11 protein-coding genes and 1 tRNA gene are annotated in these 21918 nt (G+C 63.7%); 8 read left to right on the top strand and 4 right to left on the bottom strand.

Annotation, left to right across the window (positions count from 1 at the left end; all coding sequences use genetic code 11):
• Positions 1–287 precede the first annotated feature (287 nt).
• Positions 288–1037 (bottom strand): YkgJ family cysteine cluster protein, encoded by a 750-nt coding sequence (locus tag MTBLM5_RS18610; RefSeq protein WP_173977541.1) that lies wholly within the window; start codon positions 1035–1037, stop codon positions 288–290.
• Positions 1034–1690 (bottom strand): fructose-6-phosphate aldolase, encoded by a 657-nt coding sequence (gene fsa, locus MTBLM5_RS18615; protein WP_173977542.1) that lies wholly within the window; start codon positions 1688–1690, stop codon positions 1034–1036. Before fsa ends, MTBLM5_RS18610 begins: the two co-directional genes overlap by 4 nt.
• 179 nt (positions 1691–1869) lie before the next feature.
• Between fsa and MTBLM5_RS18620 the strand changes: the two genes are divergently transcribed.
• The 4 genes from MTBLM5_RS18620 (at position 1870) to MTBLM5_RS18635 (ending at position 6943) form a co-directional block, all read left to right on the top strand.
• On the top strand, positions 1870–3009 hold the full coding sequence (locus tag MTBLM5_RS18620; protein WP_173977543.1) for an ATP phosphoribosyltransferase regulatory subunit: 1140 nt from the start codon (positions 1870–1872) through the stop codon (positions 3007–3009).
• A 4-nt stretch (positions 3010–3013) separates the two neighbouring features.
• The gene (locus MTBLM5_RS18625) at positions 3014–4303 is read left to right on the top strand and encodes an adenylosuccinate synthase (protein ID WP_173977544.1); all 1290 of its coding nucleotides are present in this window, start codon (positions 3014–3016) and stop codon (positions 4301–4303) included.
• A gap of 106 nt (positions 4304–4409) precedes the next feature.
• Entirely contained in the window at positions 4410–6452 is a 2043-nt protein-coding gene (locus MTBLM5_RS18630; RefSeq protein WP_173977545.1) for a hypothetical protein, read from the top strand.
• Positions 6453–6454: 2 nt separating this feature from the next.
• Positions 6455–6943: an acyl-CoA synthetase gene (locus MTBLM5_RS18635; RefSeq protein ID WP_173977546.1), complete on the top strand. Its 489-nt coding sequence runs from the start codon at positions 6455–6457 to the stop codon at positions 6941–6943.
• A 63-nt stretch (positions 6944–7006) separates the two neighbouring features.
• Here MTBLM5_RS18635 and rpoH read toward each other — a convergent pair whose 3' ends face one another.
• Both rpoH and MTBLM5_RS18645 read right to left on the bottom strand, forming a co-directional pair.
• Complete coding sequence (gene rpoH / locus MTBLM5_RS18640) at positions 7007–7870, bottom strand: RNA polymerase sigma factor RpoH (protein WP_173977547.1); 864 nt, start codon at positions 7868–7870, stop codon at positions 7007–7009.
• Positions 7871–8008: 138 nt separating this feature from the next.
• Positions 8009–8989, bottom strand: coding sequence for an RluA family pseudouridine synthase (locus tag MTBLM5_RS18645; protein ID WP_173977548.1), 981 nt, complete (start codon positions 8987–8989; stop codon positions 8009–8011).
• A 39-nt stretch (positions 8990–9028) separates the two neighbouring features.
• Here MTBLM5_RS18645 and MTBLM5_RS18650 point away from each other — a divergent pair, with 39 nt between their 5' ends.
• The 4 genes from MTBLM5_RS18650 to MTBLM5_RS18665 all read left to right on the top strand — a co-directional run.
• Positions 9029–9337 (top strand): hypothetical protein, encoded by a 309-nt coding sequence (locus MTBLM5_RS18650; RefSeq protein ID WP_173977549.1) that lies wholly within the window; start codon positions 9029–9031, stop codon positions 9335–9337.
• Positions 9334–9798, top strand: a complete 465-nt coding sequence (locus MTBLM5_RS18655; protein ID WP_254431130.1) for a M67 family metallopeptidase — start codon at positions 9334–9336, stop codon at positions 9796–9798. Before MTBLM5_RS18650 ends, MTBLM5_RS18655 begins: the two co-directional genes overlap by 4 nt.
• A gap of 20 nt (positions 9799–9818) precedes the next feature.
• Positions 9819–9894 (top strand) — tRNA-Glu (locus tag MTBLM5_RS18660).
• Between the two features lie 645 nt (positions 9895–10539).
• Positions 10540–21918: DUF4347 domain-containing protein (locus MTBLM5_RS18665; protein ID WP_173977550.1), on the top strand; the 11379-nt coding region annotated here is incomplete at its 3' end.

The raw sequence follows: 21918 nt of genomic DNA on the forward strand, positions 1-21918 counted from the left end.
CATAGAAGATTAAAGGCTCAACCATCTCGTCGTAGAGGGCGGGAGTTCAGACACAGATGAACACAGATACCCGCTTCGCGGGACACAGATGAAATGAAAAGTAAATAATTTCATCTGTGTTTATCTGTGTTCATCTGTGTCTTAGAGCCGCGAGCATAAAGCCCGGATCAGCCTTTCTTGATTGTCATTGCCGGGCTTGACCCGGCAATCCATGGTGGCGAAGCTGCCTCCGGCAGCATGGACCCCCGGATCAAGTCCGGGGGTGACGGCAGAGGGTGTGAACCAGATTAAAGGCTGGATGGTCTAAGCGGCCGGGGGAACCAGTCCAGGCGGGCGGTGTCGGGGAAGATCGCCTCGCCGGCCAGCCAGCGGGCCGGGGCGGTCGGGTCGCCCAGCACCGCCTTGAGGGCCGGCATCATCTCGAGCCCCGGGCAATCGTGTCCTTCCTTGATCAAGGGCAGGGCCAGGCCCTTCAACGCCCCTTCATAGATCATCTTGGGTTCCAGCTGGAACGCGGCCGACACCCCTTTTGCCGCCATCACCGGCAGGTTGGCGTATTTGGCCATGCAATGGCGCACGTCCAGGTGCCACAGGCTGCGGCATTTCAGCGGCCGGATATCATAGACCGAACAGGCGCCGTCCTTCAGGAAGGCGCAGGGCGCGCCCGGCTTCCAGTCGGCCACCAGCGCCGCCTGGGGGCGGTCGGCCAAGGCGCGCGCCATGGTCAGCACCTCGATGGCGGCGGCGCCGATCGGCTGGTGGCAGCACCAGCCGCAACCCTTCTTGCAGGCGGCCGGCGCCACCCCCAGGGCGAAAGCCGGGGTGGTGCGGATGGTGTCGAACAGGCGGTCGGCGCGGCCCCAGGCGGTGACGACGGCGTCCAGCACGGCATCGGCGCCCCGGGGCAGGGCGGCCATCACCGCGCTGCCGGCCGCGTCGAACGCGGCTTGTTCCAAGGGCGGCGGGGGCGGGCCGCCACGCCCGCCCGATTTCATCGCCGCCAGGGCGGCGGCGGCGTTGAAGTCGCCGGTCTTCACAAAATACTCTGACCGGTCTTGGCCCAGTCGGCGCAGAAGGCGGCCAGGCCCTTGTCGGTCAGCGGATGGGCCGCCATCTGGCGCATCACCGAGGCCGGCATGGTGGCGACGTGGGCGCCCAGGCGGGCGGCGTCGGTGACATGCATCGGGCTGCGCACACTGGCGACCAGGACCTCGGTGGTGAAGTCGGGGTACTGCTGATAGATCTCGACGATGTCGGAAATCAGCTGCATGCCGTCCTGGCCGATATCGTCAAGGCGGCCGACGAAGGGCGAGATGAAGGCGGCGCCGGCCTTGGCCGCCAGGATCGCCTGGTTGGCCGAGAAGCAAAGCGTGACGTTGACCTTGGTGCCTTCGTCGGCCAGCACCTTGCAGGTCTTCAGTCCGTCCCAGGTCAGCGGCACCTTGACGGCGACGTTGGGGCGAAGGGCGCGCAGCTTGCGGCCCTCGGCCAGCATGGTCTCGAAGTCGGTGGCGGCGACCTCGGCCGACACCGGGCCGGGCACGATGTCGCAAATTTCGCAGATGACATCCAGGATGTTGCGGCCCGACTTGGCGATCAGCGACGGGTTGGTGGTCACGCCGTCGACCAGTCCGGTTTCGGCCATGGCCCTGATGTCGGCGACTTCGGCGGTGTCGATGAAGAATTTCATGGGTTGTTCGGTCCCCGGTTTTCGATGTTCACAGGCGGCGCCAAGTTAGCCGAAGCCCAAGCGCGCGGCCAACGCGAATTTGGTTTGCCCGGCTGGGCCAAACGCGCTAAATCCATCCGTCGCCTCGGCGTTGGCCGGGACGAGACGCCACCGGACCCCGAACTCACCAGTCGGACGTGATGACCGATCCTGTAAACCGGGCGCTGCTGCCTGCGGGCTTGCGCGATATCCTTCCTCTCGATGCCGAGCACGAGGCCGAAGTCGTTGGCCGCGTCATGGGCCATTTTGCCGCCCATGGCTACGAGCGGGTCAAGCCGCCCTTGATCGAATTCGAGAACACGCTGCTGGACGGCGCCGGCGGCGCCACCGCCTCGCAGGCGTTCCGCGTCATGGACCCGCTGTCGCAGCGGATGATGGGCGTGCGCGCCGACATGACGCCGCAGGTGGCCCGCATCGCCGTCACCCGCCTGGCCGGCGAGCCCCGGCCGCTCCGGCTGTCCTATGCCGGACAGGTGCTCCGGGTGAAGGGGACGCAATTGCGCCCGGAACGCCAGTTCGGCCAGGCCGGGATCGAGCTGATCGGCTCGGATTCGGCCGCCGCCGATGCCGAGGTGGCGGTGCTGGCCTCCCTGGCCTTGGTTGCCCTGGGGGTGACCGGGGTATCGATCGATCTGTCGCTGCCGACCCTGGTGCCGGCCTTGCTGTCCGAGCTTGACCTGTCGGACCAGGCGCTGCGTGGCAGCCTGGACCACAAGGACGCGGCGGCGGTCGCCGCCCTGGGCGGTGTCGCGGCACCGCTGCTGTCGGCGCTTCTGAAGGCGGTGGGCCCGGCCGATCGGGCGCTGGAGATTCTGGGCCGGCTGGACCTGCCGCCGGCCGCCGCCGCCGAGCGCAACCGGCTGGCCGCCGTGGTGACCCTGGTCCAGGCCATGGCCCCCGATCTGATCCTGACGGTCGATCCGGTGGAAAATCGCGGTTTCGAATATCATACCGGTGTCGCCTTCACCCTGTTCGGCCGTAACCTGGCCGGCGAGTTGGGGCGTGGCGGGCGCTATCTGGCCGGGGGGACCGAGCCGGCGACCGGGGCGACCCTGTTTCTCGATTCGGTGCTGGCGGCGGTGCCGCCGGCCAAGCCGGCCAAGCGTCTGTTCGTGCCGGCCGGCACTCCGGCGGCCTGGTCCTCGGCCTATCGCGCCCAGGGCTGGGTGACGGTGGCCGGCCTCGAGCCGGGGGTCGATGCCGAGCTCGAGGCGAAGCGTTTGAAGTGCGGCCATGTGTTGACGGCCGAAGGAATCAAGATCGTGGAACAGGGGGCCTAAGAAGATGGCGAATGTTGCAGTGGTCGGCGCCCAGTGGGGCGACGAGGGCAAGGGCAAGGTCGTCGACTGGCTCTCCGAGCGGGCCGACGTGGTGGTGCGGTTCCAGGGCGGCCACAATGCCGGCCATACCCTGGTCATCAATGGCGTGACCTACAAGCTGTCGCTGCTGCCGTCGGGCGTGGTGCGCGGCAAGCTGTCGATCATCGGCAATGGCGTGGTGGTCGATCCCTGGGCCCTGCTGGACGAGATCGAGCGCATTCGTGGCCAGGGCGTCGATATCACCCCCGACCTGTTGAAGATCGCCGAGAATGCCTGCCTGATCCTGCCGGTGCATGGCCATCTGGACCGTGCCCGCGAGGAAGCCTCGGGCTCGGCCAAGATCGGCACCACCGGCCGCGGCATCGGCCCGGCCTATGAAGACCGTGTCGGCCGCCGCGCCATCCGCGTCTGCGATCTGGCCGACGATGCCATCCTGGAGCAGAAGGTCGATAAGATGCTGGCCCACCACAACGCGCTTCTGAAGGCGTTGGGGGCTCCGCTGGTGGATGCGGGCGAGATGCTGGCCAAGATCAAGGCCGTCGCGCCGAAGATCCTGCCGTTCGCCGACGTGGTGTGGCAGCGCCTGGACGAAATCCGCCATACCCGCAAGCGCGTGCTGTTCGAAGGCGCCCAGGGCGCCATGCTGGACATCGACCACGGCACCTATCCCTTCGTCACCTCGTCCTCGACGGTGTCGGGCAATGCCGGCACCGGCTCGGGCGTCGGCCCCGGTCAGGTCGGCTATGTGCTGGGCATTTGCAAGGCCTACACCACCCGCGTCGGCTCGGGTCCGTTCCCGACCGAGCTGGACAACGATATCGGCCACCTGATCGGTGATCGCGGCCACGAATTCGGCACCGTCACCGGCCGCCGCCGCCGCTGCGGCTGGTTCGACGCCGCCATGGTCCGCCAGGCGGTCAAGGTCGGCGGCATCACCGGCATCGCGCTGACCAAGCTGGACGTGCTGGACGGCTTCGAGGAACTGAAGATCTGCACCGGCTACAAGCTGGACGGCAAGGTGCTGAACCACCTGCCGTCGTCGCAATCGGCCCAGGCCCAGGTCGAGCCGATCTATGAAAGCATCAGCGGCTGGACCGATTCGACCCGGGGTGCGCGCTCGTGGGTCGATCTGCCGGCCACCGCCGTCAAGTATGTCCGCCGCATCGAGGAACTGATCGAGGCGCCGGTGGCGCTGTTGTCGACCAGCCCGGAACGCGACGACACCATTTTGGTGCACGACCCCTTCGCGTCATAAGGCGCCGCCGGGATATTGTCGCTTGAGCAGGCGCCCCCAGCCCCGTACAAAGAACGGGGTGGGGGCGTCCTTGGTTTTGCCCCCTGAGCCCTGGACGGACGCGAGAATGGCGGAAGCAGCGGAACAGGCCGACAGCGGAAAAGCGGCGGCACAAAGCCAGCCGGGTGTGCTGCGCGACCGCTATACCGTCCGCTCGAACCAGCCGATCGCCGACTTCGCCACCCCCAACGCCGAGGCCTTCGTCGCCGAGGACAAGCGCGATCCCAATCGCCAATTGTTCGCGCTGATCTGCCGCCCGGAATTGCCGCCGCGCGTCAACGTCATGCGGGCGTTGAAGGGCGCCACCACCATGGGCTTCGTCCCGCTGGTCGAGTGGGGCACCATGCTGTGGCCGCCGATCGGCCGCCAATGCATGACCGTCATCTACGAGCGCCCGCAGGGCCGCAAGCTGATGACCAGCCTGCGCGCCGAATTCAAGCGCATCGACGAGTACGACATCCCCCGCAGGGTGGTCGAGCCGATGGTCGCGGCCATCAAGGAACTGACCGCGCGCGGCATCACCCACCGTTCGATCCGTCCGACCAACATGTGGTTCATGGATGAAGGCAGCGAACGCATCACCCTGGGCGATTGCGTCAGCCAGCCGCCGGCCTTCGACCAGCCGCTGGTGTTCGAGACCGTCGAGTCGGGCATGGCCAATCCGGTGGCACGCGGCTCGGGCACCTTTTCCGACGACCTTTATTCGCTGGGCGTCACCATCATCTTCCTGCTGCTGGGGCGCAATCCGGTCGCCCACCTGGACGAGGAGCAACTGCTCAAGCAGAAGATCCAGCAGGGCTCGTACAACACCCTGGTCGGCGACGAACGCCTGCCGTTGCCGCTGGTCGAGCTGCTGCGCGGCCTGTTGTGCGACGATCCCGACCAGCGCTGGGACATCGAATCGCTGGATCTGTGGCTGTCGGGCCGGCGCTTGTCGCCGCTGCAAAGCCGGATGGAAAAGCGCGCCGCCCGCGGATTCCCGTTCAACGGCAAGGAATACGGCAATTGCCGCGAACTGGCCCAGGCCATGGCCAAGAACTGGGAACTGGCCATTCCGCCGGTGCTGGAAGGCAAGCTGGAATTGTGGCTGCGCCGCGCCGTCGAAGACGCCGAGCGGGCCGGCGTGATCGCCGAACAGGTGCGCATGGCGCTCAATTCCGGTAGCGACAAGCGGGCCGGCGTCGATCTGATGCTGTGCAAGGTGCTGATCATCTTGGACCCCACCGCGCCGATCCGTTACAAAGGCTTCAACGCCATGCCCGACGGCTTCGGCTCGGCCCTGGCGGCGGTGATGGCCCAGAAGGGCGATTCCCGCCTGATGGCCGAAATCATCCTGCGCGGCGTGCCGTCCCTGTGGTTCGAGGCCCGCAAATCCTATCTGCCCGACAATTCGCTGATGGAAGGCAATTTCCGCGAGTTGAAGGCCTATCTGACCCAGACCGCCATGGGCTTCGGCCTGGAACGCTGCCTTTACGAGATGAACGATTCCATGCCCTGTCAAAGCCAGTTGCTGGGCGAGGAATATGTCGTCGAACTGAAAGAGCTGCTGCCGGCCCTGAACGCCGCCGCCGCCAAGCGGTCGGACGCCAAGACCTGGCCGGTCGATCGCCATATCGCCGCCTTCATGGGGGCCAGGGCGCGCAGCGACATCGACCGCAACCTGGTGCAACTGGCCGATCCGGAACCGTCGAAATCGCTGATGGCGATGCTGAACCTGTTCGCCGTGTTCCAGTATCGCCTGGGGCCGGAATCGTTGCCGGCGCTGGCCGCCTGGGTCGGCTCGCTGGTCGGCCCGGTGGTGACCGCCTTCCATTCCCGCGACAAGCGCAAGGAACTGGAAAAAGAGATCCCCAAGATCATCCGGCGCGGCTCGGTGGTCGAGCTTTACAATCTGCTGGAAAATACCGAGGCGCGCGCCAAGGATGATCACGAATTCAACTGGGCCCAGGCCCAGTATCATGCCGCCGACGAGGAAGTGAAGCGCATCCAGACCGAATCCGACGAACGCTCGGTCGAGGCGGTGCGCATCGGCAAGCAGACGGCTGCGGTGGTCGGCATCCTGATCGCGCTGATCACCACCACCTTCGTCGTCATCGCCAAGGTGTGGTGAGCATGGCCAAGAAACCACCACCCAGGGGCAAGGTTCAGCAGCAGGCCCGACCGGCCGGCAGCGGCGGCATGAACAAGGTCGCGGTGCTGATGATCCTGGCCGCCCTGGTGCCGTTCTCGTTGCCGACGGTGGTGGTGCTGTTCTTCACCATGCTGCCGACCATGGGCGCCTGGGCCAGCGAAAAGGGCGCCCACAAATATGCCTGGCTGTGCGTCGGCGGGCTGAACTTCTCGGGCGTCATCCCTTATCTGTTCACCCTGTGGTTCGGGGTGCACACCCTGGACGAGGCCTTCAACATGCTGTCCGACGGCGGCCTGCTGTTGTGGGCCTATGGCACCAGCGCCATCGGCTGGCTGATCTATACCGCCATGCCGCCGATGGTGGCCAGCTGGCTGTCCTTCACCACCGATCGCCGCGTGGCGGCCTTGAAGGCGGCGCAAAAGAAGCTGGTCGAGGAATGGGGCGACGAGGTCACCAAGAAGAACGGCTGACAAAAGAAAGGCCTGAACGGGCCGGGGGCACGTTCAGGCCAGTGGCTGACACACTCTCATCAATCAGGCGTTCGAGCGGATCGTCTTCTGGATCTTCTCGAAGGCGCGCACCTCGATCTGGCGCACCCGCTCGCGGCTGATGCCGTATTGCTGCGACAGATCCTCGAGCGTCACCGGGTCGTCCCGCAGGCGGCGCAGCGTCAGGATGTTGCGCTCGCGCTCGTTCAGCGACTTCAGGGCCGAGGTCAGCATCTCGCGGCGCTGCCCCATCTCTTCGCGTTCGGCCAGTTCTGTTTCCTGGTCGTCGCGGTCATCGACCAGCCAATCCTGCCATTCGCCGTCGCCGTCGGCCCGAACCGGGGCGTTCAGGGAATGGTCGGGGCTGGACAGGCGGCGGTTCATGTTGACCACATCGTTTTCCGGCACGTCCAGCACGGTGGCGATGTGGGTGACGTTGGCCGGTGACAGGTCGCCTTCCTCGATGGCCTGCATCTGGCCCTTGAGCCGGCGCAGGTTGAAGAACAGCTTCTTCTGGGCGGCGGTGGTGCCCATCTTCACCAGCGACCACGAATGCAGGATGTATTCCTGGATCGAGGCCCTGATCCACCACATGGCATAGGTGGCCAGGCGGAAGCCGCGATCGGGATCGAAGCGCTTGACCGCCTGCATCATGCCGACATTGCCTTCCGAGATCAGCTCGCCTACCGGCAGGCCATAGCCGCGGTAGCCCATGGCGATCTTGGCGACCAGGCGCAGATGGCTGGTGACCAATTGGTCGGCGGCGCGCCCGTCGCCGGTGTCGCGATAGCGCTTGGCCAGGACGTATTCCTCTTCCGAGCCGAGCATCGGGAATTTGCGGATTTCCTGCAGGTAGCGCGAAAGGTTGCCCTCGGGCGCGATCGTCAGGCTGGTGGATATGGCCGTCATCTCTCCATCTCCTTTACGCGTCGGGGGACCTTGGGGCTCCCCGTGCCAGCCGCGCTGTCAACAGCGTGTCTGACAATGAGTATCATATTCGCCTAAGGAGGAGAATGCCATACTTCGTAACTCGGGTATATAGGGTAATTACTCTAGCTCTAACAAATGGATGAGCTCTTTGATATCACAAGGGAAATCCGCTAAAAACTTTAGCATATATCCTGAAGTAGGATGCAAAAACCCGAGTAGATAGGCGTGAAGGGCCTGGCGGGGGAAGCGGCTTAAGCTTTCGCGTAGGTCCGGCGAGGCGGTTTTCAGGCGGGCGGCGCGCGAGCGGCCATAGGTCTGGTCGCCGACCAGGGGGTGGCCGATGCTGGTCATGTGAACGCGGATCTGGTGGGTGCGGCCGGTGGCCAGGCGGCATTCCACCAGGCTGACGGCGCCGCCCAGGAAGGTCTTCAGCACCTTGTAGCGGGTCAGCGCCGGCTTGCCGCCCGACTTCACCACCGCCATCTTTTTGCGGTCGGTCCCCGAGCGGCCGATATTGCCTTCGATTTCGCCGGCCGGTGGGACGGGGGTGCCCCAGACCAGGGCCTGATAGGCCCGTTCGATGGTGTGGGCCTCGAACTGGGCGGCCAGGGCGTGGTGGGAGCGGTCGTTCTTGGCCGCCACCATCAGGCCGCTGGTGTCCTTGTCCAGGCGATGGACGATGCCGGGGCGGCGGACGCCGCCGATCCCCGACAGGCTGTCGCCGCAATGGGCCAGCAAGGCGTTGACCAGGGTCTGATCGGGGCTGCCGGGGGCAGGGTGGACCACCAGCCCGGCCGGCTTGTCGATGACGATCAGATCCTCGTCCTCGTGCACCACCGTCAGGGCGATGTCTTGCGGCTCGGGCTCGGCCGGGGCGTCGGGCGGCACGGCGACGGCGAAGGTCTGGCCGGGTTTGACCCGTGCCGATCCGTCCGTTATGGTCAGGCCCGCCGCCGACACTTGGCCCTCGTCGATCAACGCCTTGATGCGGGTGCGCGACAGGTCGGGCAGACGGGCCGCCAGCCATTTGTCGAGGCGGGTTCCGGCTTCCTCGGGGGCGACCGGCTCGGGGTAAAGGGTCTGGGCGATGATGGGCATGGACACTTCCGAACAATTCAGCGGATCGAATCACAGGACATGAAAGCTATCAAGACATTGGTTGCGGTGATGGGGATCTTGCTGCTGGGCGGGCTGGGCCTGTTGGGCTATGGCTTGACCACCAAGACCGGCCGCAACGCCAAGCCGACCGCGCTGGCCGACTTCGGCGCCGTCTCGATTCCGCTGCCGGCCGGGGCCCGCGTCGAGCAGATGGCGGTCGCCGGCGAACGGGTGATCCTGCGCATCGCAGGTTCCGGGCCGGAACGCCTGATCGTTCTTGACCCGACCGGCGGCACCGTCACCGGCAGCTTCGTCATGACCCCGGAAGCCCCGGCGGTGGCGCGATGATCCTGCAAATCGATGCCGCCCTGATGAAACTGATGGTCGATGCGGCGGAAGCCGCCTGGCCGGCGGAAGCCTGCGGCCTGATCGTCGGTCGCGGCAAGGGCCAGCTGATCCGCGTCACCCGGGTCGAGCTTGCCGCCAACCTGCTGGCCGACACCCCTGATCGTTTCGAGCTGGATCCGGCGGCGCGCATCCGCCTTGAGGTGGAATTGCGCGAGCGTGGCGGCAAGGACCGGATCATCGGGCACTTTCATTCCCACACCGACGGCACTGCCGAGCCGTCGGCGACGGACCGGGCCATGGCATTCGAGCCCGACCATGCCTGGGTGATCGTGGGCGTGGTCGAGGGCCAGGCGATTCAAACCCTGGCGCACCGTCTGGACGAGAAGCGGGGAAACTTCAGGCCGGTTCCGATTCGCACGCCAAAAAAAACCGCTTGCGCCAGCCCGCCCGTTTCGGCATAAACCCCATCTCGCGCCCGGACGTCCCCATCGTCTAGAGGCCTAGGACACCGCCCTCTCACGGCGGCGACCGGGGTTCGAATCCCCGTGGGGACGCCAAGCGAATCAATGGGTTAGCTTTTCCAGGTCGGAACTTACCCAAAATTTACCCAATATCGATGACGCAAAAATCGGATCGGCGGACAGGCCGAGACGAAAAGGTCGCGCGCGTGTCTGGCTGATCCCAGCCGGGGGGCGCTTGTTGTCAGGCTTTCTCTGGGGCCGAAGCCCGCATGTCTGCTGGGGTGTGGGGCGCTGTTTCGACAATGTCGCAGGGATCGGGCGTGGGCCTTTTGATCTCGTGGCAACGGCTGTGGCACGGAGGCAAACTCGGCGATGGAAATCTGAAGCTCGCAGGTTCAAATCCTGCCCCCGAATCAAAGGTGTCTGTGTTCAGTCCGGACACATTGGTAGACGTCTGGAGAGGGGCGGCGAGGCTAGTTGTTAGCCTGTTTCCTCAATTGCGTTAGCGCAAACCAGGATATTGCAATCATAAGAATAAATTACGCAGCTTTCGCCGCTATCCAACCAAAGGCCATATTGGCGAGGATTTTTTGTGGGTATTCACCTCAATCGATGGTATGCATAAAGTCCATGCTTTGGGCTGTGGTTGGGGCTATGGGCGCGTTCAGCCGTAAAACTGGGCGGAGACGATTTAACGCATTCGCGCTGGAACCGCGAATGATGTTCGATGGTGCTGCCGTCATGACCGCCAACGAAGTCCTTGCCCCGACCGAGGGGCCGGCGGCAACGGCTGAGAGCCCTCCTCCACACGAAATCGCCTTCATCGACGCCAATATTGCTGACTTCCAGGCTCTGGCTGATGGATTGCGCGATAACGTCGAGGTTCATGTTCTCGAGGCCGATCAAGATGGCCTCAGCCAGATCAATGCCGCGCTTGCCGGACGCAGTGGTTTTGATGCCATCCATATCATCAGCCATGGCGCCGACGGACAGGTGCAACTGGGTGGTGAGGCGCTATCCATGGCCGGTCTGGACCAGCGGTCTGGGGAACTGTCCGCCCTGGGCCAAAGCCTGACCGACAGTGGCGATATTCTGATCTATGGCTGCGATGTGGCGGAAAGCGCCTTTGGGCAGATGTTCGTTGACCGCCTGGCCCAGATCACCCGTGCTGACGTGGCCGGATCCACCGATTCCACCGGCACTCCGGGGAACTGGACCCTTGAATACCGTGCAGGCCAAGTCGAGACTGAAATCGTCGTCACCCAGGCGACGCAGGATTCCTATGCCCATGAATTGGCCTTCCCCGTCGGGTTGGGCTTGAATTCCGGCACGGTGGACAATCGCGCGACGGTGGTGGATGCATCGGGCAATGTCTATGTCGTCGGAGCCTTCACCGGCACGGTGGATTTCGACCCTGGGGCGGGGACCACCAATCTGGTCAGCATTGGTGGTTCTTCTGACATTTTTATCCAGAAGCTGGATGCCAGCGGTGCCCTGGTCTGGGCCAAGTCGGTGGGGGGAAGCAATTCCGAGTATGCGTCATCCATCGCCGTGGATGGCGATGGCAACGTGCTGTTGGCCGGAACCTTTTACGGCACGGTTGATTTCGACCCTGGGGTGGGAACCAGCACTCTGGTCAGCAATGGCGGTTCTTATGACATCTTCGTCCAGAAGCTGACTTCCAGTGGCGCCCTGGTCTGGGCCAAGTCGGTGGGGGGTAGCAATTACGAAGGGGCTCGTTCCGTCGCCGTGGACGGCGAGGGCAATGTCCTGGTGACCGGAACTTTCTATGGCACGGTGGATTTCGACCCTGGGGCGGGGACCACCAATCTGGTCAGCATTGGTGGTTCTTCTGACATTTTTATCCAGAAGCTGGATGCCAGCGGTGCCCTGGTCTGGGCCAAGTCGGTGGGGGGAAGCAATTCCGAGTATGCGTCATCCATCGCCGTGGATGGCGATGGCAACGTGCTGTTGGCCGGAACCTTTTACGGCACGGTGGATTTCGACCCTGGGGCGGGAACCACCAATCTGGTCAGCTATAGTGGCACTCAGGACATTTTCATCCAGAAGCTGACTTCCAGTGGCGCCCTGGTCTGGGCCAAGGCGGCGGGGGGAAGCAGCTACGAGTATGCCGGAGACATCGCGGTTGACGGCGACGGCAATGTCCTGGTGACCGGAACTTTCTATGGCACGGTTGATTTCGACCCCGGGGCGGGGACCACCAATCTGTTCAGCAATGGCGGTAATGAAATCTTCGTCCAGAAGCTGGATGCCAGTGGCGCCCTGGTCTGGGCCAAGTCGGTGGGGGGAAGCGGCTACGAGAATGCCGCAGGCATCGCGCTTGACGGCGACGGCAATGTCCTGGTGACCGGAACTTTCTATGGCACGGTTGATTTCGACCCCGGGGCGGGGACCACCAATCTGGTCAGCAATGGCGGTAATGACATCTTCGTCCAGAAGCTGGATGCCAGCGGCGCCCTGTTCTGGGCCAAGGCGGTGGGGGGAAGCAGCAACGAGAATGCCGGAGACATCGCGGTTGACGGCGACGGCAATGTCCTGGTGACCGGAACTTTCTTTGGCACGGTGGATTTCGACCCCGGCGCGGGAACCAGCCAGCTTGTGGGATCTGGTTATAACGGCAATGGCGGTTATGCCGTCCGCCTGTCGTCATCGGGCAGTTTGGGATGGGCAAAAGGAAGCTCCTCTGGCGGTTCGGCAATCATGCCGAATTCCGTCATGGATGCGTCCGGAAACACCTATGTTATCGGTTCCTTCACCGGCACGGTGGATTTCGACCCCGGGGCGGGAACCACCAGCATGACCGCCACAGGCGGGTCGCAAGACATCTTCATCCAGAAGCTGGATGCCAGCGGCGCCCTGGTCTGGGCCAAGGCGGTGGGGGGAAGCAGCCACGATAATGCCACAGGCATCGCGGTGGACGGCGACGGTAATGTCCTGGTGACCGGAACCTTCCAAGGCACGGTTGATTTCGACCCCGGGGCGGGGACCACCAATCTGGTCAGCTACTGGGGCACTCAGGACATTTTCATCCAGAAGCTGACTTCCAGTGGCGCCCTGGTCTGGGCCAAGTCGGTGGGGGGAAGCAGCTACGAGAATGCCGCAGGCATCGCGGTTGACGGCGACGGCAGCGTTGTGCTGACCGGAACTTTTTCCGGCACGGTTGATTTCGACCCTGGGGCGGGAACCACCAATCTGGTCAGCTATAGCGGCACTCAGGACATTTTCATCCAGAAGCTGACTTCCAGTGGCGCCCTGGTCTGGGCCAAGTCGGTGGGGGGAAGCAGCTCCGAGTATGCCGGAGACATCGCGGTTGACGGCGACGGCAATGTCCTGGTGACCGGAGCCTTCTATGGCACGGTGGATTTCGACCCTGGGGCGGGAACCACCAGCCTGACCGCCACAGGTGGGTCGCTAGACATCTTCATCCAGAAACTGACTTCCAGCGGCGCACTGGTCTGGGCCAAGTCTATAGGCGGAAGTTCCAACGACAATGCCGTCGCTCTCGTGGTTGATGGCGCAGGAAATGCTTTGGTGACCGGAATCTTTTTCGGCACGGTGGATTTCGACCCCGGGGCGGGAACCACCAGCCTGACCGCCACAGGCGGGTCGCAAGACATCTTCATCCAGAAGCTGGATGCCAGTGGCGCCCTGGTCTGGGCCAAGTCAGTGGGGGGAAGCAGCTCCGAGAATGCCGGAGGCATCGCGGTTGACGGCGACGGCAATGTCCTGGTGACCGGAACCTTCTATGGCACGGTGGATTTCGACCCTGGGGTGGGAACCACCAGCCTGACCGCCACAGGCTGGTCGAATGATATCTACATTCAGAAGCTGGATGCCAGTGGCGCCCTGGTCTGGGCCAAGGCGGTGGGGGGAAGCAGCTACGAGAATGCCGCAGGCATCGCGGTTGACGGCGACGGCAATGTCCTGGTGACCGGAATCTTTTACGGCACGGTGGATTTCGACCCCGGGGCGGGGACCGCGTTCCTGACCAGTTTTGGTACTAGTAACGCCGCTTTCATCACCCGCATGAATGCGTCTGGCGACATGGGGCCCATCGCCCCCACCATCGGCGCCGCGACCACCGCCGAAGACAGTGACAGCGCTGCAATCTCCATCACTCGGGGGGGCGCTGATACCAGCTATTACAAGATCACCGGCATCACCGGCGGCACGCTATATGCCGATGCCGCCTTCACCACCCAGATCACCAATGACAGCTTCATCGCCAGCGCTGGATCGGTGACCAATGTCTATTTCCGTCCCACATTGAATTTCAATGGGACGGGGTCGTTTGAGGTCCGTGGGGCGACGTCTGCGGCTGGTGCTGGTTTGGGTCCAGCGGCGACGGCGACGGTTGTTGTGACGGCGGTCAACGACGCTCCTTCGCGGGTGGCGTCGTTGCCGGGTGGTCTGGTTCGCGTGGGATCGACGTTAAGTCTGGCGACGTCGGCGAGTTTCACCGATGTCGATGGCGATGCCCTGAGTTACAGCCTGGTTTCGGGCCCCTCGGGGATGAGTATTAATGCATCGACGGGGGTTGTGACCTGGTCGCCGACGGCGACGTTCTCGGGGACGGATCAGACGATTACGGTACGGGCGACCGATGCTGGTGGTCTGTCGCATCAGTTGAGTTCGACGGTCTATGTCATCGATGAATTCCAGGCCGGTCCGGAGCGAGTCGTCAACACCTACGCGACGGGCGAACAGAAGAATGCCTCGGTCGCGGCATTGGCCGATGGCGGCTATGTGGTGATGTGGGAATCGATCGGCGAGGATGGCAGTGGTTCGGGGGTCTATGGGCAGCGCTATGATTCCCATGGGGCGGTCCAGGGCAGCGCGTTCCGGATCAACCAGACGGTCAGTAATGTGCAAGAATGGCCATCGATCGCCGGGCTGTCGGGTGGTGGTTTCGTCGCGGTTTGGCAGTCGGTCCAAGATGGCATGGGCTACGGGTCCTATGCCCGGCTTTACGGTTCGGACGGTACGGCGACCAGCGGTGAGATTGCGCTCAATACCTACACCTATGGCGACCAGAGCTTGCCCGCGGTTACCGCGACGTCGGATGGTGGTTTTGTCGCGACCTGGACGTCGGATTTGGAGGACGGACAGGAATATGCGGTTGTTGCCGCCAAGTTCAGTTCGACCGGTCAGGTTGTCAAAGCACCATTCATCCTGAACAGTACAGCATCCTCGACCCAGTGGTTTTCTTCTGTTGCCGAGGCATCGAACGGGTCGCTGATGTTCGCTTGGTCGTCGGCGGGCCAAGACGGTTCCCAGCAAGCGGTGATCGGGCGGGTTTACAATTCCAGTCTGACCGCTATCACCGGGGAGATACAATTCAACCAGTTTACCACCAGCGAACAGTGGATGCCGTCGCTGGCCGGGTTGTCGAACGGCACATTCGTGGCGACCTGGATGTCCTATACCCAGGCAGGCGCCGAGTACGAAATCATGGGGCGGTTGTATGACAGTTCGGGCACGCCGCTTGGGTCCGAGTTCATCATCAACCAGGCCACTGCCGGGGACCAGGAAGGTCCCTCGGTCTCCGCGCTGCAGGGCGGCGGGTTCGTGGTGTCGTGGCACGACAACAATCAGGTTTCCGGCTGGGATGTCATGGCGCGGCGCTTCGATAATGCCGGAGTGGCCCAGAGTGCCGCTTTCCGCCTGAACACGACCACGACGCTTAACCAGATGGATTCCGACGTGGCGTCCCTGGTGGGGGGCGGTTTCGTCGCGGTGTGGGAAAGCAACGATCAGGACGGCAATGGGCGGGCGGTGGTTGACCGGCTGTTTCATCCGAATGCTGCGCCGACCCTGGGGGCCGCCGCCGGTGAATTGGCTGCACTGCTGGAGGATGCTGGGGCTTCGGCCGGGACCAGCGTTCAAAGCCTGCTGGCCAATGCCGCCGCTTTGACCGACCCCGATCGCCAGACGGTCGAAGGGATCGCCATTACGGCGATTGCCAACAATGGGATTCAGGGGACGTGGCAATACACCACCGACGGCGTGACGTGGCAGGCGGTTGACCTGAGCGGCGGTGCATCGCTGCTGCTGGCGTCCGATGCCAACACCAAGGTTCGGTTCTTGGCCGCCGCGAACGCGCATACGGCGGGTGGGGCGCCATCGCTCTCGTTCGCGGGGTGGGATCAGACCGAAGGCAGCAACGGTGAGCGCCTGGTCATCGGTCAGACCGGCGGTGTCACACCGTTCTCGGTTGGCACGGTGACCCGTACCCTGAGCATCGCCCCGGTCGCCGACCTTTCCAGCATTAGCGGCGCGACGACTGTCGAGGATACCCAGAGCGTCAGTGGTCTGGTGATCAGCCGCAACGCGGCCGATGGGGCCGAGGTGAGCCACTTCAAGATCACCGGCATCACCGGCGGGACGCTTTACAAGAACGACGGTGTGACCGCGATCGCCAACGGCGATTTCCTGACCTATGCCGAAGGGAATGCGGGGCTGAAATTCTCGCCCACGGCGAACTGGAGCGGTAACGGAACCTTCCAGGTCCAGGGGGCGAGGTCTTCCACCGGCGATGGCTTGGGAGCGGCGACAGTCGCCACGGTTACCGTCACGCCCATTGCCGATATGGTCGGTGTCACGAACGCCGTGACGGCCGAGGACACCCAGAGCGTCAGCGGTCTGGTGATCAGCCGCAACGCGGCCGATGGGGCCGAGGTGAGCCATTTCAAGATCAGCGGCATCACCGGCGGAACTCTCTACAAGAATGACGGCGTAACGGCGATCACCAATGGCGATTTCCTGACTTATGCCGAAGGCCATGCCGGGCTGAAATTTTCGCCCACGGCAAACTGGACCGGCACGGCTACCTTCCAGGTCCAGGGGGCGACGTCGGCCGCCGGCGAGGGTTTGGGTGGGGCAGCCACGGCCAGCATTGTCGTCTCTCCGCCACCACCGTCGGCTCCGACCGGACTTGATCTGGTATCGGCCAGCGACACCGGATTTTCGACGACCGATAACGTCACAAGCGATACCACGCCAACTATTACCGGCACGTCGGAAGCGGGTGCGACTGTGCGTCTGTACGAAGGCACGACCGAACTGGGCAATGCCATCGCCGACAATGCCGGGGCTTGGAGTATCACCACCTCAAGTCTGTCCGCCGGAGGACATCTGCTTTGGGCAAGGGCCACAAACGGTTTGGACAATACCGGGGCCGCCAGTGCGCTGTTCGGAGTGACCATCGATTCCTCGGTGGGGGGCCTATTCCCGGCGAGCTTTGGCGGTGCTGGTTTCGAGTGGTCCTACACGGTGGCGGAAGATGCCTCGGGGAATATCTATGTCGGTGGCGATTTCGGCGGCACGGCGGATTTCGACTTGGGGGTTGGATCGACCACCTTGTCTGCGGGTGGTACCCAGGATGCTTTCCTTGCCAAATACGATAGCACCGGGACATTGCAATGGGCACACAACCTGGGTGGCTCGGCGGCGGATGGCTTGCGTGAGTTGAAGGTGGATGCCTCTGGCAACGTTTACGCTGTCGGTGTGTTCTCCGGCACGGTGGATTTCGATCCCAGCGCGGGGACGGCGTCACGCACGTCGGCGGGTGTGCGGGACATCTTCCTGGTGAAGTTCAATGCGTCGGGACAACTGGTTTTCGCCGATACCATGGGCGGGACCGGCGACGATTACGGCTATGCCCTGACGCTGGACAATGCCGGCAATGTGATTATCGGTGGCTCCTTCACCGACAATATGGACTTCACCGCCTCGGGTGGGGCGACGGCGGCGGGGACCAAGCTGGGGGCCGAGCTTCAGGTCAACACCATCAAGACGTCTGATCAATGGGCACCGGCAGTAACGACGCTGGCGGATGGCCGTTTCGCGATCGTGTGGACCGACAGCAGCGCCAGTGCGGTGGATACATCGCTGACGGCGGTGCGGGGGCAGGTCTACAATGCCGACGGCACGGCCTCGGGTTCCGAATTCCTGGTCAACAGCACGACCCTTTACGATCAGGCGCATCCCAGCATCGTCGGCATGGAGGATGGGACGTTCGTGGTGCTGTGGGAAGACGGCAGCGCCACCGGCGGCGACACGTCGGGAATGGCGATCCGGGGTCAGCGCTTTGCTGCCGACGGCAGCAAGTCCGGCTCGGAATTCCTGGTCAACACCATCACGTCGAGCAACCAGCGCAGCGTCGAGGCGACATCACTGGCCGATGGCGGCTTCGTGGCGGTGTGGCACGACACCTCGACCAGCGCCGACGACAGCAGTTCCTATGCGGTGCGGGGCCAGCGCTTCGCTGCTGATGGCAGCAAGTCCGGCGCGGAATTCCTGATCAACACGTCGACCTTGAACGATCAGGCTTATCCGTCGGTAGCCCGGGTATCGGGTGGCTTTGTGGTGGTGTGGCAGGATGGCAGTGCCCTGGGTACCGACACCAGCAATGTCTCGACCAAGGGGCAGTTGTTCAATACGTCGGGTGCGAAGGTGGGCTCGGAATTCCTGGTCAATACCACGGTGGCCGGGGCGCAGGGCAATCCTGTGGTTTCCACCTTGAGCAACGGCGGCTTCGTGGTGGTGTGGGAAGATGCCAGCGCGTCGGGTGGCGACACCAGCGCCTACGCGATCCGGGGGCAGCGTTTCGCCGCCGATGGCAGCAAGGCGGGGGGCGAGTTCCTGGCCAATAGCACCACGCAAAGCGACCAGCGCTGGCCGTCGGTGCAGGGGCTGCCGGGCGGTGGCTTCATGGTGTCGTGGCGCGACGATAGCGGTGCCGGGGCGGAATCGGGCACGTCGTCCTGGGCAGTCCGGGCGCAATTGTTCGATGTCTCTGGAAACAAGGTGGGCCAGGAATTCCTGGTCAACACCACGACGGCCGGGCAACAGGCATCCCATGCCATGACGGTGCTGGGCAATGGCCAGATCGTCGCCGCCTGGGAGGACAATAGCGGGACGGGGGGAGATGCCTCCGGCTACGCGATCCGGGCGCAACGCTTCGCCGGTAGCGGCACCCTGGCGGCTGCCGGCGGCTCGGGCGAGGATGCCTTTATCGCCAAGTACACTGCCTCCGGCGCGCTGACCTTCGCCAAGTCCATGGGCGGCTGGTGGGGCGACTGGGTCCAGGGCGTGGCGGTGGATGCCTCGGACAACATCTATGTCGGCGGCTATTATCAGAACCTGTTCTTTACCGGCCCAGGCGGAACGGGAACCCAGCTGAATCCGACTGAAGGTCTCGACATGTTCGTGATCAAGATGGCCTCGAATGGAACGGAGCAGTGGGCCACGTCACTGGGAAGCTACGGCGGGCGGCTGGCGATCAACCCGGCCAGTGGCGATGTCAATGTCGTCGGAGCTTTCTCGGGAACTGTGGACTTCGACCCCTGCGCGGGAACCAATAATCTGACCTCGGCCGGTGGCGAGGATGGCGTGGTGGTGACGCTGGCGGCGGCCGACGGCGCGTTCCGCTGGGCAGCCAATATCGGCGGTACACTGGGCGACGAGGCGGTCGGGCTGGATGTGGCCGCTGACGGCACCGTCTATGTCTCGGGCCGCTTCGGCGACACGGTCGATTTCGATACCGGCGCGGGAACCAAATCGAAGACCTCGGCCGGATCGTTCGACGGCTATATCGCGTCCTATTCGTCGAACGGCACGTTCGAGGATGTGCGCACCTATGGTGGTGCCGGCTACGAACGCATCATGGCCCTCGACGTGGACGGCGACGGCGACGTCCACTGGACCGGCTTCGCCACCGCCAGCCTGGATGCCGCTCCCGGTATCGCCACCCGAACCCTGGCAACAGCAGGGTCATATGACGGCATCGTCGGAACGCTTGATGCCACGGTCCCGACGGTCACCGCCATAACCGCAGGCCTTGGCGCCGATGGCATCCACGGACTTGGCTCCACCATCGAGCTTTACGCCACCTTCAGCGAGGCGGTCTATGTCAATGGCACGCCGACCCTGACGCTGGAAACCGGGACGACCGACCGTCAGGCGACCTATGTCAGTGGATCGGGCACCGGCGTACTGAAATTCACCTACACCGTCCAGGCGGGCGACAATTCCGCCGATCTGGATTATGCGGCGACCTATTCCCTGGATGTGCTGGGTGCCGCCATCGAAGATCTCGCCGGCAACAGTGCCAATCTGACCCTGGCCAGCCCTGGGCAGGCAGGATCCTTGGCCGCGAACCGCGCGATTATCGTTGATACCACTGCGCCGGCAACACCATCCATCCTGGCCATCAGCGAGGATGACGGGGCAAGCAACCTGGATTTCATTACCACCGACACCACCATCATGCTGGCCGGCACCGCCGAAGCGGGGTCCTTCGTCACCCTGGCCGTGGATGGCGGAGCGATTTTTGCGACCGGAACCATCAACAATACCGGCCAGTGGGTGTTTGACTATTCCAGCGTGGAACTGACGGCGGGCAAGCATAGCTTCACCATCACCTCGACCGATGCCGCCGGCAATCGTTCCGAGGGAACGCGGTCGGTGCTGCTGGGGATGGAGAATTTGGCCCCAGCGGTGAGCAGCCCGCTATCCGACCAGTCGGCGACGGCCTACAGCGCCTTTTCCTGGCAGTTCGCGGAAGACAGCTTCCGCGATCCGGAAGGCGCGGTGATGACCTATTCCGCTGCCCAGGCCGATGGATCGGCGCTGCCCGCCTGGCTGAGCTTCGATGCCGCAAGCCGCACCTTCAGCGGCACGCCCACCAATGCCGACGCCGGAACGGTGTCGATCCGGATCAGCGCCGACGATGGATCGTTGGGTGTCGGCAGCGACCTGATCGACCTGACCGTGGCGGCAGTCAACCGGGCGCCCACTTTGGCCAATCCGTTGCTGGACCAGTTGGTGATGGCGGGGACGGCGCATTCCTATGCTTTCGCCGCCAACAGCTTCAGCGACCCGGATGGCGACACCCTGACCTACAGCGCCACCCAGGCTGGCGGAGCCGCCCTGCCCGGTTGGCTGTCCTTCAACCCCACAACCCGAACCCTGTCTGGCACCGCACCGCTGACGGCGGCGGGCAGCGGCTTCACCATCCGGGTGATTGCCAATGACGGTCAGGGCCATACGGTCAGCGACGACCTGACCTTGTCGGTGATCAGTGGTCCCGTGACGGAACGAGTGTCGGTGGCGACGGGCGGGGCGGAGGGGAATTACCCTTCATACACCCCCTCGATCTCCGCCGATGGACGCTATGTGGCCTATTATAGCTATGCCAGCAATTTGGTTCCAGGGGACACCAATAACGCCGCCGACACTTTCGTCCATGACCGCCAGACCGGCACCACCAGCCGGGTGTCGGTGGCGACGGGCGGTGGGCAGGGGAATGCCACTTCATACTTCCCCTCGATCTCCGCCGACGGGCGCTATGTGGCCTTTTACAGCTTCGCCAGCAATTTGGTTCCAGGGGACACCAATAACGCATTCGACATTTTCGTTCATGACCGCCAGACCGGCAGTACCAGCCGGTTGTCGGTGGCGACGGGGGGGGCGCAGGGGAATTCCGGTTCATACACCCCCTCAATCTCCGCCGATGGGCGTTACGTGGCCTTTTACAGCGACGCCAGCAATTTGGTTCCAGGGGACACCAACGGCAATGGTGACATCTTCGTCCATGACCGGCAAACAGGCACCACAAGCCGGGTGTCGGTGGGAGTTGCGGGAGTTCAGGGAAATAGCAGTTTAGAGGGCCGCACATCCATCTCAGCGGATGGCCGCTATGTGGCTTTCAATAGCCATTCAAGCAATCTGGTGACCGGGGACACCAATAGCCGTTTCGACGTTTTCGTCCATGACCGCCAGACCGGCACCACCAGTCGCGTATCGGTGGCGACGGGCGGGGCGCAGGGGAATAACACTTCATACTTCCCCTCGATTTCCGCCGATGGGCGCTATGTGGCCTATTATAGCTATTCAAGCAATCTGGTGGCCGAGGACACTAATGGCTATGCCGACATCTTCGTTCATGACCGCCAGACCGGCACCACCAGCCGGGTATCTGTGGCGACGAGCGGGGTGCAGGCGAATGGAGATTCATACAAACCCTCGATCTCCGCCGATGGGCGCTATGTGGCTTTTCATAGCAATGCCAGTACTCTGGTGGCTGGTGACACTAGA

This window comes from Magnetospirillum sp. LM-5 (assembly GCF_902729445.1).
GTDB lineage: Bacteria > Pseudomonadota > Alphaproteobacteria > Rhodospirillales > Magnetospirillaceae > Magnetospirillum.

Bases quoted from the DNA above. Each gene is read 5' to 3' on its own strand.
- fsa (WP_173977542.1), bottom strand. From the start codon at position 1,690: ATGAAATTCTTCATCGACACCGCCGAAGTCGCCGACATCAGGGCCATG.
- MTBLM5_RS18620 (WP_173977543.1), top strand. From the start codon at position 1,870: ATGACCGATCCTGTAAACCGGGCGCTGCTGCCTGCGGGCTTGCGCGAT.
- MTBLM5_RS18625 (WP_173977544.1), top strand. From the start codon at position 3,014: ATGGCGAATGTTGCAGTGGTCGGCGCCCAGTGGGGCGACGAGGGCAAG.
- MTBLM5_RS18630 (WP_173977545.1), top strand. From the start codon at position 4,410: ATGGCGGAAGCAGCGGAACAGGCCGACAGCGGAAAAGCGGCGGCACAA.
- MTBLM5_RS18635 (WP_173977546.1), top strand. From the start codon at position 6,455: ATGGCCAAGAAACCACCACCCAGGGGCAAGGTTCAGCAGCAGGCCCGA.
- rpoH (WP_173977547.1), bottom strand. From the start codon at position 7,870: ATGACGGCCATATCCACCAGCCTGACGATCGCGCCCGAGGGCAACCTT.
- MTBLM5_RS18645 (WP_173977548.1), bottom strand. From the start codon at position 8,989: ATGCCCATCATCGCCCAGACCCTTTACCCCGAGCCGGTCGCCCCCGAG.
- MTBLM5_RS18650 (WP_173977549.1), top strand. From the start codon at position 9,029: ATGAAAGCTATCAAGACATTGGTTGCGGTGATGGGGATCTTGCTGCTG.
- MTBLM5_RS18655 (WP_254431130.1), top strand. From the start codon at position 9,334: ATGATCCTGCAAATCGATGCCGCCCTGATGAAACTGATGGTCGATGCG.